At 58.6% G+C, this 15,312-nt stretch carries 12 protein-coding genes; 7 read left to right on the top strand and 5 right to left on the bottom strand.

Features of this window, described 5'->3' with window-relative positions; genetic code table 11:
• Positions 1 to 12: 12 nt before the first annotated feature.
• Positions 13 to 1,230, bottom strand: coding sequence for an ABC transporter substrate-binding protein (locus ACZCWR_RS35095; RefSeq protein ID WP_487307103.1), 1,218 nt, complete (start codon positions 1,228 to 1,230; stop codon positions 13 to 15).
• Between the two features lie 77 nt (positions 1,231 to 1,307).
• Positions 1,308 to 2,468: an ABC transporter ATP-binding protein gene (locus tag ACZCWR_RS35090; RefSeq protein WP_487306870.1), complete on the bottom strand. Its 1,161-nt coding sequence runs from the start codon at positions 2,466 to 2,468 to the stop codon at positions 1,308 to 1,310.
• A 223-nt stretch (positions 2,469 to 2,691) separates the two neighbouring features.
• Here ACZCWR_RS35090 and ACZCWR_RS35085 point away from each other — a divergent pair, with 223 nt between their 5' ends.
• Positions 2,692 to 3,714, top strand: a complete 1,023-nt coding sequence (locus tag ACZCWR_RS35085) for a LacI family DNA-binding transcriptional regulator (protein WP_487306869.1) — start codon at positions 2,692 to 2,694, stop codon at positions 3,712 to 3,714.
• On the opposite strand, the gene ACZCWR_RS35080 is transcribed toward ACZCWR_RS35085, so the two are convergent.
• Positions 3,705 to 4,715, bottom strand: a complete 1,011-nt coding sequence (locus ACZCWR_RS35080) for a LacI family DNA-binding transcriptional regulator (RefSeq protein WP_487306868.1) — start codon at positions 4,713 to 4,715, stop codon at positions 3,705 to 3,707. The genes ACZCWR_RS35085 and ACZCWR_RS35080 overlap by 10 nt on opposite strands.
• A 169-nt stretch (positions 4,716 to 4,884) precedes the next feature.
• Between ACZCWR_RS35080 and ACZCWR_RS35075 the strand changes: the two genes are divergently transcribed.
• Together ACZCWR_RS35075 and ACZCWR_RS35070 are read left to right on the top strand one after the other, a co-directional pair.
• On the top strand, positions 4,885 to 6,864 hold the full coding sequence (locus tag ACZCWR_RS35075; protein ID WP_487306867.1) for a beta-galactosidase: 1,980 nt from the start codon (positions 4,885 to 4,887) through the stop codon (positions 6,862 to 6,864).
• Positions 6,865 to 6,902: 38 nt separating this feature from the next.
• Positions 6,903 to 8,159 carry an ABC transporter substrate-binding protein gene (locus tag ACZCWR_RS35070; RefSeq protein ID WP_487307102.1) on the top strand — a complete coding sequence of 419 codons (1,257 nt, stop codon included), beginning with the start codon at positions 6,903 to 6,905 and terminating at the stop codon, positions 8,157 to 8,159.
• 58 nt (positions 8,160 to 8,217) lie between these two features.
• On the opposite strand, the gene ACZCWR_RS35065 is transcribed toward ACZCWR_RS35070, so the two are convergent.
• Positions 8,218 to 9,150 carry a LysR family transcriptional regulator gene (locus ACZCWR_RS35065; protein WP_487306866.1) on the bottom strand — a complete coding sequence of 311 codons (933 nt, stop codon included), beginning with the start codon at positions 9,148 to 9,150 and terminating at the stop codon, positions 8,218 to 8,220.
• 223 nt (positions 9,151 to 9,373) lie between these two features.
• Between ACZCWR_RS35065 and ACZCWR_RS35060 the strand changes: the two genes are divergently transcribed.
• The 4 genes from ACZCWR_RS35060 to ACZCWR_RS35045 all read left to right on the top strand — a co-directional run bounded on the left by ACZCWR_RS35060 (position 9,374) and on the right by ACZCWR_RS35045 (position 13,079).
• On the top strand, positions 9,374 to 10,810 hold the full coding sequence (locus tag ACZCWR_RS35060; protein WP_487306865.1) for an NAD-dependent succinate-semialdehyde dehydrogenase: 1,437 nt from the start codon (positions 9,374 to 9,376) through the stop codon (positions 10,808 to 10,810).
• Positions 10,811 to 10,820: 10 nt separating this feature from the next.
• Positions 10,821 to 11,168, top strand: a complete 348-nt coding sequence (locus ACZCWR_RS35055) for a carboxymuconolactone decarboxylase family protein (protein WP_487306864.1) — start codon at positions 10,821 to 10,823, stop codon at positions 11,166 to 11,168.
• Positions 11,165 to 12,169, top strand: a complete 1,005-nt coding sequence (locus ACZCWR_RS35050; RefSeq protein ID WP_487306863.1) for an NAD(P)H-quinone oxidoreductase — start codon at positions 11,165 to 11,167, stop codon at positions 12,167 to 12,169. Before ACZCWR_RS35055 ends, ACZCWR_RS35050 begins: the two co-directional genes overlap by 4 nt.
• A 202-nt stretch (positions 12,170 to 12,371) precedes the next feature.
• Entirely contained in the window at positions 12,372 to 13,079 is a 708-nt protein-coding gene (locus tag ACZCWR_RS35045; RefSeq protein WP_487306862.1) for a response regulator, read from the top strand.
• Here the strand turns inward: ACZCWR_RS35045 and ACZCWR_RS35040 are convergent.
• Entirely contained in the window at positions 13,030 to 15,081 is a 2,052-nt protein-coding gene (locus ACZCWR_RS35040) for an ATP-binding response regulator (protein ID WP_487306861.1), read from the bottom strand. The two genes, ACZCWR_RS35045 and ACZCWR_RS35040, sit on opposite strands and share 50 nt — an antisense overlap.
• Between the last annotated feature and the right edge of the window lie 231 nt (positions 15,082 to 15,312).

Raw genomic sequence — 15,312 nt, 5'->3', positions numbered from 1 at the left:
GCGCGTGCTTGCTTACTTGTGATAGATGCGCTTGCGCGTGGCTTCGAGACGCGTGAGCAGCGCATCGAGTTGCGACGGGTCGTTATAGAACTGCTGCATGGTCTTCATGCCCTCGTCGGCCATTTCCTTGGTCATATCGCGATCATAGAACTGCGCGATGCCGCCCGTCGTGCTCGACAGAATCTGAAAGCCGACTTTGGAGATTGCATCGTCGGGTTCGGCGGCCTTGCTGTTCGACGGCAACTGGCCCCAGCCGCGCGCGAGATCGGCGTTGATCTCGGGCGTTTCCATGAACGCGAGCAGCTTGCGCGCGTCGGCCTTGTTCTTCGCTTTCGCGGGAATCAGCAACACGTTGACGGGACCGTCTTCCGCCATCGGCACTTTAGGATCGAGCACGGGGAAGCGCATGAAGCCGATCTGATCCTTCACGTTAGCGGGAATGCTCGATGAGAAGAACGTGCCCATCAACATCATGGCCGCTTTACCGTTGGCGAGGAACGGCGAGATCGAATCGAGATCGTACGCAAGCGCGTTGTCGATGTAGTAATGATCGTCCATCAACGTCTTCCACGTCGTGTAGACCTTCTTCACGCGCGGGTCGGTATAAGGCACGTCGCCTGCCATCAGCTTTTGATGAAACGCATTGCCGTTGATGCGCAAGTCGAGGTAATCGAACCATGCGGCAAGCGTCCAGCTATCGCGCGCGGCCACCGCAATGGGCGCGACGCCGCTGGCCTTCAGCTTCTTGCAGGCATCGAGAAATTCATCCCATGTTTTCGGCTCGCTGGTGATGCCCGCTTTCTGAAAGAGATCCTTGCGATAGAAAAAGCCGTACGCGTCGTAGCCGAGCGGCGCGGCGTATTGCTTGCCGTTATACGTCGATGCTTCTTTCACCGATGCATATTGCTGGTCCCAGCCGTTCTTCTTCCAGTCCGGCGACAGGTCTTCCAGCAGGCCGCGTTTCGCGTAATACGCCATGCGTTCGCCGTCGTGCCAGGAAACCATGTCGGGCGGATCGGTCGCGAGCCACCCGCCCATCTGCACCTTGTAGGCTTCCTCGGTGATGTACGTCACCTTGAGATCGACATCGGGATTCGCCTTCTTGAACTTGTCGAACGCATCTTGCCAGGTCGAGCGCTGATTGCCGCGCGCCGATACGTTGATGTTCAGTTGTCCTGCTTGCGCATCCGGCATGGCGACCGAGATGAGCGCTGCGGACACGGCGCACATCGCGAAGAACGCGCGCGCCTTCAATTGCGGTTTCATCATTGCTTTGTCTCCTGGAACTGCGTTGTAGTCTTGTGTAATCAGGCAGTCTGCAAAATGAATGGCTGGCTGGTGGTGCTCACCGTGCGTTCCAGCGCGAGTCCGTCTTCATCGAACAGATGACAAGACTCCGCAGGCAAGCGCAGCGCGACGCGTTCGCCATTGCGCACCGCGACTTCACCCGGCGCTTTCGCGATCAACGTTCCACCCGCGAATTCGACATGCAGATAGCTATGCTCGCCGAGTTGTTCGGTGAGCAACGACTTGACCGCGAGCGCCTGCGCGTCGCCATCGAGACGAATATGTTCGGGACGAATGCCGATGCTCACAGGTTGCCCGCGCGTGAGCCGCGTACCATTCACGGCGACACGCAACGCTTGCTGCGTGCTGTCCGCTTGCGTGAGGCGCACGAGCACGCTCTCTGCATCCGCGGATTCGACTTCGCCCGCGATAAAGTTCATGCGCGGCGAGCCGATGAATCCCGCAACGAACTTCGAACGCGGCCGGTGGTAGAGATCGAGCGGCGCGCCCACTTGCGCAATGCTGCCGAAGCGCTGCGTATCCGCGCCCGCGTGCAGCAGCACGATCTTGTCGGCGAGCGTCATCGCTTCGATTTGATCGTGCGTCACGTAGATCACACTCGCTTGCGCAAAGCGCTGATGCAGGCGCGCAATCTCCACGCGCGTTTGTCCGCGCAATGCAGCATCGAGATTGGAGAGCGGTTCGTCGAAAAGGAACACGCCCGGTTCGCGCACGATGGCGCGCCCGATCGCCACGCGCTGACGTTGACCGCCCGACAACTCGCGTGGTTTGCGTTCGAGCAGCGTATCCAGTTGAAGGATGCGCGCGGCTTCGCGCACGCGTTTATCGAGTTCGGCTTTCGGCGTCTTCGCGAGCTTCAGGCCAAACGCCATGTTCTCGTACACCGACATATGCGGAAACAACGCGTAGCTTTGAAACACCATCGCGACGCCGCGCTCGGCTGAAGGCACGCCGTTCATCGTGCGGCCGCCGATGTTCACATCGCCATCGGTTTGATCTTCGAGTCCCGCGACGATGCGCAGCAAGGTGGACTTGCCGCATCCCGATGGCCCGAGAAACACGCAGAACTCGTGCGCGCCGATTTCGAGGTTCAGGTCGCGAATGACAGGCGCATTGCTGCCGAAAATCTTCTGGATATTGGTCAGGGAAATAGCAGACATGGTGTTTTCCCTAGGTCTACCAACTAAAACCGACGTAGCGAAATGCGCCGCAAAGACTTGCGCTGCATCGATTTAAGCGCTTAAATTCCGCTGTATGCGTGTTGGTGTCCATGTCTGTCTCCTGTGTATTTGCTGCAAAAGTTAGCGTAGCTGAGGATAAGTGCGCAACATTTGAATACAGGTCTCTCAATGTGGGATTTCTTTTAATTTCGATGCTATCGATATGGCCACACTGAGCGATGTAGCCAAGCGCGCCAAGGTAACCGCCGCGACGGTCTCCAACGTGCTGCGCAATCCTGACAAAGTGAGCCCGGAAACCACGAAGCGCGTGACGCGCGCCATCCGCGAACTCGGTTATCGCCCGAACCTGAACGCGCGTGCGTTGGCGGAAGGCCGCTCCACCACGCTCGCGCTCATGTTGTCGAGCATCGCGAATCCGTTTTATCCGGAGTTCGTGCTGGCCGCGGAACGTGCGGCGCGGCGCGCGGGCTATTTCCTGATGGTCTGCAATACCGACGACGATGCCGAGATCGGCCGCGCCTATCTCACGCAGATCGCGGGCACGCTGGCCGAGGGCGTGTTGGTGCTGAACACCGACATCGCGATCAACGAGTTGTGCGAGTCGGCGGCAGTCGGCACGCCGATCGTGCTGAGCTTGTGGGAGCATCCGAAGCAGTTGCCCGCCCTGCCCTGCGTGGCCGTCGATTTCGAACAGGCCGGTGCGCTTGCGGCGCGGCATCTGCTGGAACTGGCGCATCGCGATATCGGCATGTTGATCGGCGATGGTTGCGGTGGCTTGCAGGACGCACGCGCCACCGGCTTTCGCGACGTCATGCGCGAAGCCGGACTCGAACCCGAAGATGCCGCCGTGCGCGAGATTCCCGATACCATCGACGGCGGTTTTGAAGCGTGTCTGGATTTGATGGCGCGCAAGCCGGACCTGACCGCCTTGTTCGCGACCAACGATCTGCTCGCCATCGGCGCATTGCAGGCGTTGGCGGCGCTCGGGCGCAAGGTGCCCGACGAGGTATCGGTCATCGGCATCACGGATATTCAACTCGCGCATCAGGTGCGCCCTTCGTTGACGACCGTTGCGATCAACACGGCGGCTATCGCGGAGGCGTCCATCGACTTGCTGATTCGGCTGATCCGCGAACCCGCGTTCGATACGCCACCCGCCGTCACAGCGCCCGTGCCGGTGCTCGTGCAACGACAATCGACGGTTGCGTTCGCGCGTCATGATTGAGAGCGCGTCGAGCCACGCACGACCAGTTGCGGCGCCGATGTCACGCATACCTGCGATGCAGGCTCCGCTTGTTCGATAAGTTCTCGCAACAGGTTCACTGCCATGCGCGCGGCTTCGACCGTCGGCACTGCGACTGTAGTAAGCGGCGGACGCGATTCCCGCGCCAGTTGAATATCCGTGATGCCGATGACCGAAAGATCGCGCGGCACGTCGAGCCCGAGATCGGCGGCAGCGTGCATCGCGCCGAGCGCGGGGAGATCGTTGGTCACGAACAGCGCGGTGAGCGTCGGATCGCGTTCGAGCAATTCGCGCGCGGCGGCGTAACCGCCTTGCACCGTATCGGGCGTATAACGCGTGTTCTTCGCGACGATCTTGAGACCCGCGTTGCGCATTGCATCGACATAACCGGTATAGCGCGGCGCATGAATGCCCGAACGCTTGCTGCCGACAATTGCGCCAATGCGCGTATGCCCCAGCTCGATGAGATGCTCTCCCGCAAGTCTTCCCGCCAGCCGGAAATCCACCGCGACGCAGGGTAATCCCGGTGGATCGTCGGGACGTTCCCACATGCACAGCACGACCGGCGTGCCACGTTGCTGCGTGGCGTGAAGATCGTTGAAGTCGAGATTCGCGTTCATCACGAGCACGCCTTCGGACAGGTTGCCCGCGATCTGATCGAGGTACGCGCGGCCGGCGATCGAATCATCGTTCGTATTGCAGATGATCACGAAATGTCCATGCTCGCGCGCAGCCCGTTCGACCGCCAACGCGAACTCCGGATAGAACGGGTTGGCAATGCTCGATACCATCAGCGCAAGCGTCGGCGCGCGCCCTTCCGCGAGCGCGCGCGCCGCGAGATGCGGACGATAGTCGAGCGCGGCGACGGCATCGAGCACGCGCTGACGCGTGGCTTCGCCGACTCTTCCACGATTGCGTAATACATTCGACACGGTGGCGGATGTGACGCCTGCGTGCTGCGCGACTTCCGAGAGCGTTGGCATCGTCGATGAATTATTCAATATGTGAGATGCGCATGCATCCCATTGCGTTGATGGATGATTAAGCGCTTAATCATTCCTGCCGCCGATTACATCACGAATGCCTCAGCCATGGCGAGACGTTTCTGCAAAGAACGATGCTGCTGCGCACAACGAAATGATTAGGAGACACATGCGCCTCGGAGTCTGCTACTACCCGGAGCATTGGCCGGAATCAATGTGGGAAGACGATGCGCGCCGCATGAAGGCGCTGGGCATCGAACATGTGCGGATTGCGGAGTTCGCGTGGAGCCGCATGGAGCCATCGCCCGGCGAATACGATTGGGGCTGGCTCGATCGCGCCGTCGATGTGCTCGGCGCGGCGGGTCTGAGAGTGGTGATGTGCACGCCGACCGCGACCCCGCCGAAGTGGCTGATCGATCGTCATCCGGACATCTTGCCTGTAGGCGCGGATGGCCGGCCGCGTGCGTTCGGTTCGCGACGACATTACGATTTCTCGTCGCCGTCTTACTTCGAGGCATCGCGCAAAATCTGCACGGCGGTTGCGAGCCGATATGGCAAGCATCCCGCCGTCGCGTTCTGGCAAACCGATAACGAATACGGTTGCCACAATACGGTCGTCAGCTACTCGCCCGCTGCGGTGCAGCGCTTTCGTGAATGGCTGAAGGCGCGGTATCACAGCATCGACGAATTGAATCGCGCGTGGGGCACGGTGTTCTGGAGCATGGAATATCGCAGCTTCGAGGAGATCGACGCGCCCATCGCAACGGTGACGGAAGCGCATCCTTCGCATCGGCTGGATTATCGGCGCTTCGCCTCCGATGAAGTCGCGCGCTATAACCGCATGCAGGTGGAGATCATCCGCGCGCATTCGCCGGGGCGGCCCGTCGCGCATAACTTCATGCAGTTGTTCACCGAGTTCGATCATTACGATGTCGCCCGCGATCTCGATATCGCGACATGGGACAGCTATCCGCTCGGCGCGTTGGAGGAGCAATGGTTCGCACCGGAGTTCAAGGCGAAGTTCCTGCGCATGGGCCATCCGGATTTTGCATCCTTCAATCACGATGTTTATCGCGGCATGTCGAAGCTGCCGTTCTGGGTCATGGAGCAACAACCCGGACCGGTGAACTGGGCGCATTGGAATCCATCGCCGTTGCCGGGCATGGTGCGTTTGTGGAGTTGGGAAGCCTTCGCGCACGGTGCGGGCTGCGTATCCTATTTCCGATGGCGGCAAGCGCCATTCGCGCAGGAACAAATGCATGCAGGCTTGAACACGCCGGACAACCGGCTCGATATCGGCGGTGGCGAAGCGGCGCGCGTGGCGCAGGAAATCGCCGCCGTGGAAGCGGCCAACGCGGATGCGAATGCCGACGTGCACGGCAAGATCGCGCTGATCTACGACTACGAAGCGAAGTGGTTGCTCGAGATTCAGCCGCAGGGCGCGGACTTTCACTATCCGCGTTTTGCGTTCGAGTATTACTCGGCTTTGCGCGCGCTTGGTTTCGACGTGGACATCATCTCGGCGCATGCGTCGCTCGATGGTTACGCGATGATCGTCGTGCCGCCCTTGCCTATCGTGCCTGACGATTTCGCGGCGCGTTTGAAGGCTTCCGGCGCGCAAATCGTGCTCGGTCCACGCACGGGCTCCAAGACCGCCGACTTGCAGATTCCGTCGAATCTGCCGCCGGGCACGCTTTCAACGTTATTGCCGTTGCGCGTGTGGCGCGTCGAATCGATGCGGCCGAACGTCACCGAAGCGGTAAGCGGCGAGAACGGCTTTGAAGGTCATGCACGTCACTGGCGCGATCTGATCGACTCGGACGATCAATCCGCACTCAAGGTGCATGCCCGTTACGCGGACGGCCATCCCGCTTACGTGCAGCATGAATCGACACATTACTTCGCCAGCATCTTCGACGAAGGACTCACGCAAGCGATCTTCGCCAGCATCGCGGATCAGGCGGGCCTCAAGCCCACCCCGCTCGGCGATTCGTTGCGCATGAGCCGGCGCGGCAATCTCACCTACGTGTTCAATTACGCGACGCAACCGCACACGATTGAAGGCGTGACCGACGACCGCTTCGTGATCGGCGGGCGCGAAGTTGAACCGCAAGGCGTGGCCGCGTATCGCACCTATACGGCGATTTGATCGAACAGACCAATAATCAGGAGACAAGCATGACACTCATGAAAGGCAAGACGCGCAAGACAATCGCCGCTGCCGTGATGGCGGTCGCGGCGAGCATCACCGCCATCGCGACGACGCCGGTGCAGGCCGGCACGATGACCATCAACATCGCGTTCAAGGGCGCGAGCCAGCGCGCGGTGTGGACGGAAATTCTCGAAGCGTTCAAAAAGGCGCATCCGGATATCGACGTGAAGGCTTCATTCGTCGATGAAGAAGCGTACAAGGTGCAGTTGCCGGGATGGCTCACGACCGTTGCGCCCGATGTCGTCAACTGGCACAACGGCGAACGCATGGCTTATTACGCGAAGCGCGGCTTGTTCGAAGACTTGAGCGGCGACTGGCAGAAGAACGGCTGGGACGGCATGTATGCATCGACGAAGGAATCGTCGAGCTATCAAGGCAAGCAATATGCTGCGCCGACCGTGTATTACTCGTGGGGCATGTTCTATCGCAAAGATCTGTTCCAGAAGGTCGGCATCACTGAAGAACCCAAGACGTGGGACCAGTTGATGGACGCCTGCAAGAAGCTCAAGGCTGCGGGCATCACGCCCTTCGCGGTCGGCGGCCGCGATGCATGGACGCTCGCCGGATGGTTCGATTATCTCGATCTGCGTCTGAACGGCAACGCGTTTCATCAAAAACTGATGGCGGGTGAAGTGCCCTACACCGACCCGCGCGTGAAGAAGGTTTATACGACGTGGAAGCAGTTGCTCGACGATCACGACTTCATCGACAATTCGTTATCCTACGATCTCGATTCCGCGCAGCCGTTCCTGTTCCAGGGCAAGGCCGCGATGATGTTGATGGGCACGTTCATCACCGGCGGATTCCCGGCGGCGGTGAAGCCGAACATGGGCTTCTTCCAGTTCCCGATCATCGATTCGAAAGTGCCGACTGCGGAAGATGGTCCGGTCGAGTCGTTGCATATTCCGACTAAGGCGAAGAACAAGGCCGAGGCACATGCGTTCCTCGCGTTCATCGAAACGCCGGAGAATGGCGCGAAGCTTGCGACGGGGCTGGGTTCATTGTCGGCCAACAGCAAGTCGCCGGAACCTGAAGATCCGATCTCGAAGATCGGCTTTCAGATTCTGTCGAACACGAAGGGCGGCATTGCGCAGTTCTACGATCGCGACATGACCAAGGAAATGGCCGATGAAGGCATGAAGGGCATGCAGCAGTTCGTGTCCGATCCTTCGAAGCTCGATAGTGTTCTTGCGCAACTTGAGGCTACGCGGAAGCGGATTTATAAGAAGTAAGGTGATGGCGTGAAGGGCAGTGTGTTGCGCTGCCCTTCGCGTTTGTCAATCTTGCGCGCTACTCCGCTATCCCAAGTTCGTTCGCATAGCTAGCGAGTTGCTCGCCGACCTGCACCTTCAGCGTTTCGACGAAGCGCTTGACTTTGGCATCGACGAACTGCCTCGACGGATAGATTGCATACACGCTCCGCACATACGTGTGAAAGCGCGGAAGCACCCGCACGAGCGCGCCGCTGCGAAGATCGTCCATTGCGGCGTATCCCGCGAGCAGGCCGATGCCCGCGTCCTGTCGCAAGGCCAGCGACATCGAATCCATGTCATTGACGCTGAAATGCGGACCCGACGGACGAAAAACCGCGTCACCCGCCGCGCTTTCGAGGTGCCATTCGTCCGGGACGTAATCCACAGTCTGAAGCAGCACGCATTGATGATCGATCAGGTCTTCAGGCGTTTCCGGTGCAGCTTGCCGAGCCAGATAAGCAGGCGACGCAGCAAGAATGCAATGGCTCGCGCCGATCTTTTGACTGACGTACGCGGAATCGGGCAGCGTCCGCGTGATCACGACCGCAAGGTCCAGTTGTTCCTCCAGCAGATTCGGCATTCGCTGCGACAGCAGAAGGTCCACGGACACATCCGGATATGAAGCGCGGTAAGCCAACGCGGCGCGCGTCACGAGGTCGCGTCCGATTCCGGGCACCGCGTGAACGCGTAGCGTGCCGCGCGGTTCCATCAGTGAGTCGCGGGCTTCGGACTCTGCGTGTTCGACATCGGTGAGGATGCTCACGCAGCGCTCATAGAAGCGCCTGCCTGCATCCGTAATCACAAGGCGACGCGTCGAGCGTTGCATGAGCCGCGTATCGAGCGATTCTTCCAGCACCGAAATGGCGCGCGAGATATTGCCGACGGTCGTATCCAGATGATTCGCGACCGCCGTGAAGCTGCCCATTTCCACCACTTTCGCAAAAATCGACATGTTGTTCAGTTTGTCCATTCCACGAATCCTTATCGTCTAAACATCGGATTAAAGCTTACAGGCCTTTTGCATCGCGATTTTCCCTTTCCCGGAAACATTGATTCCTTCCGCGACGGCTAAAACCGAAGCCGCTTCCTGCATAGACTGGGTTCCGTTGACAGGCACTCGTTGCCGACCGAATAAAGCAGTGTGAAGCATGAAAATCCATTCGCATGCCGAATCTTATTCAAAGGAATCCATCATGAACACGAACTACGACGCACTCTATCTCTTCATCGACGGAAAATGGATCGATGCCCGCGAACGCGAAAACGCGCCCGTCATCAATCCCGCCACGCTCGAAGAGTTGGGCCGCGTTCCGCTTGCAACCGCTGCGGACCTCGATCGCGCATTGAACGTCGCGAAGTCTGCGTTCGACGTTTGGCGCAACACCGTCCCCGCCGAACGCGCTCGCATTCTGAAAGATGCCGCCAATCTGATTCGCGAACGTTCCATGCATATTGCCGAATTGCTGACGCTCGAAGAAGGCAAGCCGCTGGCCGAAAGCCGCGACGAAGTGCTGCGCGCAGCGGATTACTTCGAATGGTTCGCGGAAGAAGCGCGCCGGATCGACGGACGCGTCGTGCCTTCGAACCGTCCCGGCGTACAGCAGTTGGTCAAGAAGCAGGCCATTGGCCCGGTTGCCGCCTTCACGCCGTGGAACTTCCCCGCCATCACACCGGCGCGCAAGCTGTCGGCGGCGCTTGCCGCAGGGTGCAGCGTCATCATCAAGCCCGGTGAAGAGAGTCCGGCAACCGCGTTGGCTCTGGCTCGCGCGCTCGACGATGCTGGCTTGCCCAAAGGCGTGCTGCAAGTGGTATTTGGCATTCCCGATGAAATTTCCAAGACGCTGATTGCATCGCCGATCATTCGCAAAGTAACGTTCACCGGCTCGGTCCCTATCGGCCGCTTGCTGGCCACACGTGCGGCGGAAGGCGTGAAGCCGATCACGCTCGAACTCGGCGGACATGGTCCCGTGCTTGTTTTCGAAGATGGCGATGTGCAGAAAGCCGCCGTCGAAGGCGCGGCGAATCGTTTCCGTGGCACGGGTCAGGTGTGCATCTCATCGACGCGCTTTTTGATTCAACGCAATGCCTACGATGAATTCGTCGAACATTTCGTGCGCGCGGCGGAAGCGCTCAAGATCGGCGACGGCATGCAGCCCGGCACTCAGGTCGGCCCGCTCGCCAACGCGCGTCAGATTGCCAAGATGGAAGAACTCATCGCCGATGCGAAAGCACGCGGCGCAAAGGTTCTCACGGGCGGCAAGCGTATCGCAGGTAATGGCTATTTCTTCGAGCCGACAGTCCTCGCCGATGTCCCGATGGACGCACGCGTGATGCACGAAGAACCGTTCGGCCCCATCGCCATGCTGATGCGTTTCGATGCTCTCGAAGACGGTCTCGCCGAAGCGAACCGGCTGCCGTACGGTCTCTCCGCTTATGCGTTCACGAACAATGCACGCACGGCCATCGACGTGAGCGATGGTCTGCAAGCGGGGATGATCGGCATCAACCAATATCGGATCGTCGCGACCGAATTGCCCTTTGGCGGGATCAAGGAAAGCGGCATCGGCTCGGAAGGCGGCGCCGAAGGCATCGAGTTCTATCTGACCAACAAATTCATCAGCCAAATTTGAGGAGGCAACCATGTCCAACACGAAATTCAATAGCCCGCGTGAAGCCGCGCGTGCGTTCACCCCGAAACTCGCCGCGCTGGTCGATAACGTTCTGTTCCCCGAAGTGTGGAGCGATGCCGCGTTGTCACCGCGTGATCGCAGCCTCGTGACCGTCGCGGCGCTCATCACGGGCGGTCATCATGACGAGCTTCCCGCGCATTTGCGTCGCGCGGTGGATAACGGCGTCACGCACGCGGAATTATCGGCGTTGATTACGCATCTCGCGTTCTATGCGGGTTTTCCGGCGGCCATTTCCGCCTCCGCCGTCGCGCAATCGACACTCGGCCACACGCAGACAGACGAGGACACGCAATCATGAAAGCCATCGTATTCGATGAATTCGGCGACGCAGACGTACTGAAACTCGATGACGTGCCGAACCCCGAAGTCCGCCCGGATGACCTTCTGGTTCGTGTCCACGCGGCAGGCGTGAATCGCGCGGACCTGACGCATCGGCGCGGCGGTTATGGCCGGCCCAATTTTGGCGATTCGACCATCATGGGGCTGGAAATCGCAGGCGAAGTGCTCGAAGTCGGCGCGGCGGTCGAAGGCTACAAGGCCGGTGATCGCGTGATGGGCGTGGTCGGCGGCGGGGCGTATGCCGAAGTCGCACGCATCGACTGGCGCATGGCGATGCCGATTCCTGAACCGCTCGACTATATTCACGCGGCGGCGATTCCCGAGGTCTTCGTCACGGCGCACGAGGCGATGATGCATCTCGGCCGACTGAAACAAGGCGACTCGGTGCTGATTCACGCGGCGGCCGGTGGCGTGGGTTCGGCGGCTGTGCAACTGGCGTTTGCAACGGGAGCCACTGTTTTTGCAACCGCCGATGCATCGAAGCGCGAACGCGTGCTTCAACTCGGCGCGGACCACGCCATCGATTATCGCGCGCAGGACTTTGCGGAAGTCATCGCGAAGCAGACGAACGGGCGTGGCGTGGATGTCGTGATCGACTTCGTGGGTGAGCCTTATTTCGCGCGCAACATCGCGTCGCTCGCGAACGGCGGACGGCTCGTGCAAGTCGGTATTCTCGGCGGCGGCGGCTCGGTCGGCGTCGAACTCGAATCCATTCTCTATCGGCATATTCAGATCATTGGCACGGTGATGAAGTCGCGTCCGCAAGCCGAAAAGCACGCGATGGTCCGACGCTTTCGCGAGCACTGGCTCGGCCGGTTTTCGGGCGGGCGAAGTCTTGAGCCGGTGGTGGACAGCACGTTTGCGCTCGAACGCGCGGCGGATGCTCATCGTCGAATGGAATCGTCGATGAACGTCGGGAAGATCATTCTGACCACGGCGGCGAATGGGAAAGCGGAGTGAATGGGCCGCACCGCTTGATTCAAGCCGGGAAACGTCTACGCTAGATCTTAGTTGTCCGGTTGCAACCGAATTGGTATGTCGAATAAGACGTGCCCTCGGTTGCAAACGTGCGAACGTCCTTAGGCACGATCACGACAAATGTCGGATTGGCAAATAGCGAGAGAAGGCTAGACTACATAACAGCCTGATCGGGAATCCGTCGATGAACCACGAACTCACATTGAGCGTCCTGCTGGTTGAAGACGAAGCACTTCAACGTGCAGGCACAAAAATGCTCATCGAGAAGACCGTGCGTCAGGCGCGGATTCAGGACGTTGGTTCGTACGACGACGCAATACGCAAACTCACTGACGAGCCCTTCGACATCGCGTTTCTCGACTATAGTCTGCGCGATCAAAGGAGCGGTCTGGACCTGCTGAAGGAAATGAGGGAGCGCGAACTCGATACGCGCGCCATCATGCTTTCTTCGTTTCAGGATCGCGATTTGATTCTGGCCTGTATTGCCGCCGGCGCCTGTGGCTACATTTCCAAGAACATGGATCCGGACGGTCTGTTCGACCGCGCCTTCTGCACGGTGTTCGAGGGCGGCATATTCTTGCCGACCGCCGTGTTCACCAGCGGACCACGCGGGCTCAACCGGGGCACGTTCCAGTCGTCGGTCACGGCGGAGGCACTGGGATTGAAGGGCCGGAAACTCGAAGCGTTGTATTACATCTGTCAAGGCTATCCCAACAAACTCATTGCTCGAAAGATGGGCGTATCGGAGGACACGGTCAGGAAAGACTACAACCCGTTTCTTTTCCGGTTTTTCGGCGTCGTGCGACGAACCGATCTCATGCTGGAAGTTTCCCGGCGGAAGATCATTGTCCCGAAGCCTGAACCCGAACAAGAGCACGCCGCGCTTTATTGATCTGTTCGAGTAATTCCTGCGACAGGAACGGCTTGCAGAGCGTGTGCCGCGTGTGATCGATCCACGCCGGTCGAGAAGGACCTTCGACGAACAATATCGGAATATCGGCGCCGAAAAAACTCGCCTTCTCCCGGATGAGGTCAAGGTCGGAATCCGCATGGAGCAGGCTTGTGTCGAGCAGCACGATATCAGGCGGCGTCTCCACGTCGCGCATGAGCGCCTGCAATCCCTGGAGCGAGGAGGATGATTCGACATGCACGTCGTAGCACTGCAGGCATTCGATCATCGACTCACGAGTCATGTCGTTTTGTTCCATGAGCAAGGCGTACAACCTGGGCTGTTCAGCGGTCTGGAGTGGATCTTTGGGTTCGACGATCCGCGCAGGCCACGCGCGGTCGGCCAGCGGAATGTGTACCGAAAACCGGCTGCCCCGGTGCTCGACCGATCTGACCTTTATCCGATGATCCTTCAGGCGCGAGATCATGCCCTGGACGAGCGACAGGCCAAGCCCGAGGCCCTTCGTCAGATCGCCCTGATGCGTTCTGATCTGAAAAAAAGGACTGAAAATATCGCCCAGGAACCGCTCCTCGATGCCAATTCCGTTGTCGATGACATCGATTCGGAAAGCATGCTCCAGCCGAGTCGCGGCAATCACCACTTTCGGCGATTTGTACCGATCGCAATATTTGATACCGTTGCCGATCAGGTTACACAACACGCGAAGTAAGAACGAATAGTCACTGCGAATCAACGGCATGTCATGGCGGCTTGGAATGAGTTTGATCCAGACACCGTTGCTTTCCGCAGCCAGTCGCGTTGCTTCGATCGCAGAGGCCATGACTTCGTTGACCTTGAAATTTTCATACTCCGGCGCAGTCAGTCCCGATTCGATCCGTGAAAGATCCAGCACGTTGCTGAATGAGTTATTCATGATCGCCCCGGCGCGCGCCATCTTCGAAAGAAGGACCGATGCTTTGTCCAGTTCGCCCGCCGAGAGCGCTGTTTCGATAGGACGAATCAGGCTAAGCATGGCCGTGGCCGGCTGTCGTACATCGTGTATGGCGCACGATATAAAATAAGATTTCTCTTTATTGCCCTCCTCCGCAAGCCGCCTTCGCTCATCCATGCTTTTAATCAGTGCGTCGGTCTTACTCTCTAATTCGGCCTGTGCATTCAATAAGTCCTGATTGAGTGCCGCCAACCGAAAATTCTTGACCTGTTCTTCGGCTTTCGATTCGGCGAGTTCGAATCCACGCATGAATACGGAGCGCGAGGTCTTTTCCAGCTCCGTCACGATGGCGGTTCCGCAAAGTATGATGATGCAGAGATAGCATGACGCCATCCAAATATAATTTCCCGTGAGCGAAAGAATACTGCCATCGCCCAGGATTGCGTTTCTGACGACCATCAAACCCACGGTCGACGCCCCGCACGAGACACTCATCAACACGGCCGGCCGCGACAGGATGCGGGATAGTCCGTATACGAAAACAAGCGTGAGACAAAGGCCAGAGTAAAAATGGATAAAGGCGTACGGAATTGGAACGCTTGTGAACATGGCCAGCATCAGACCGTAGAGCACGCCGGCGTGAATAATGATCTGACGTGTGGCGTGACGTTCGTTCTCGAACGAACGTTCAAGCGATTTAAAACGAAAATGCGCAAAGACCGCAATTCCGAATGCTCGTAATATAAATACCGTGAATGCCGCTTCACGATAATTTTCATCCGTGTAGGAATAGAAAACGTCCCAGCCAATAAAGACAATCCAGCTCAGGAACGAAAAAATGATGGCGTTCCTGCGGTAACCGACATAGTGCTCGCCGTGGTACGCAAGATACTTTTCTTCGATCTCGGGGGTGAATCGCGACGGAGGACTAAACAGTTTCGGACGCGCGAGCGCTCCCCATCGAGAATCGGTTGGGGCCCGGGAAACCTTTGAGCGCGAGAAAAAGTACATGGGGTCACCAGAAAGACGCTTCTTGGGAATCGACCAGTCCATGGTTCAGCACACCGCGACATAGTAGGTTCTTTAATTCCTACTTGGAAGCAGTTCAGATTTATCGTTGCATCATCGACACGCCCTGAAAATGCACCTGTTTGGAATACTAAGACTATTACGAATGCGCCTTCGAGTGTCGGATGACATGCGTCGGACATCTAAACGACAAAAGAGGGATTTCAATTGCTTATCTCGTAGCCGATTATGTCTACATCGGCAAACGAAAAGCCG

It is taken from the genome of Caballeronia sp. A2-2, from assembly GCF_057612605.2.
Note: the sequence above shows the minus strand (reverse complement) of the source record. Positions and strands in the feature narration are given on the sequence as shown.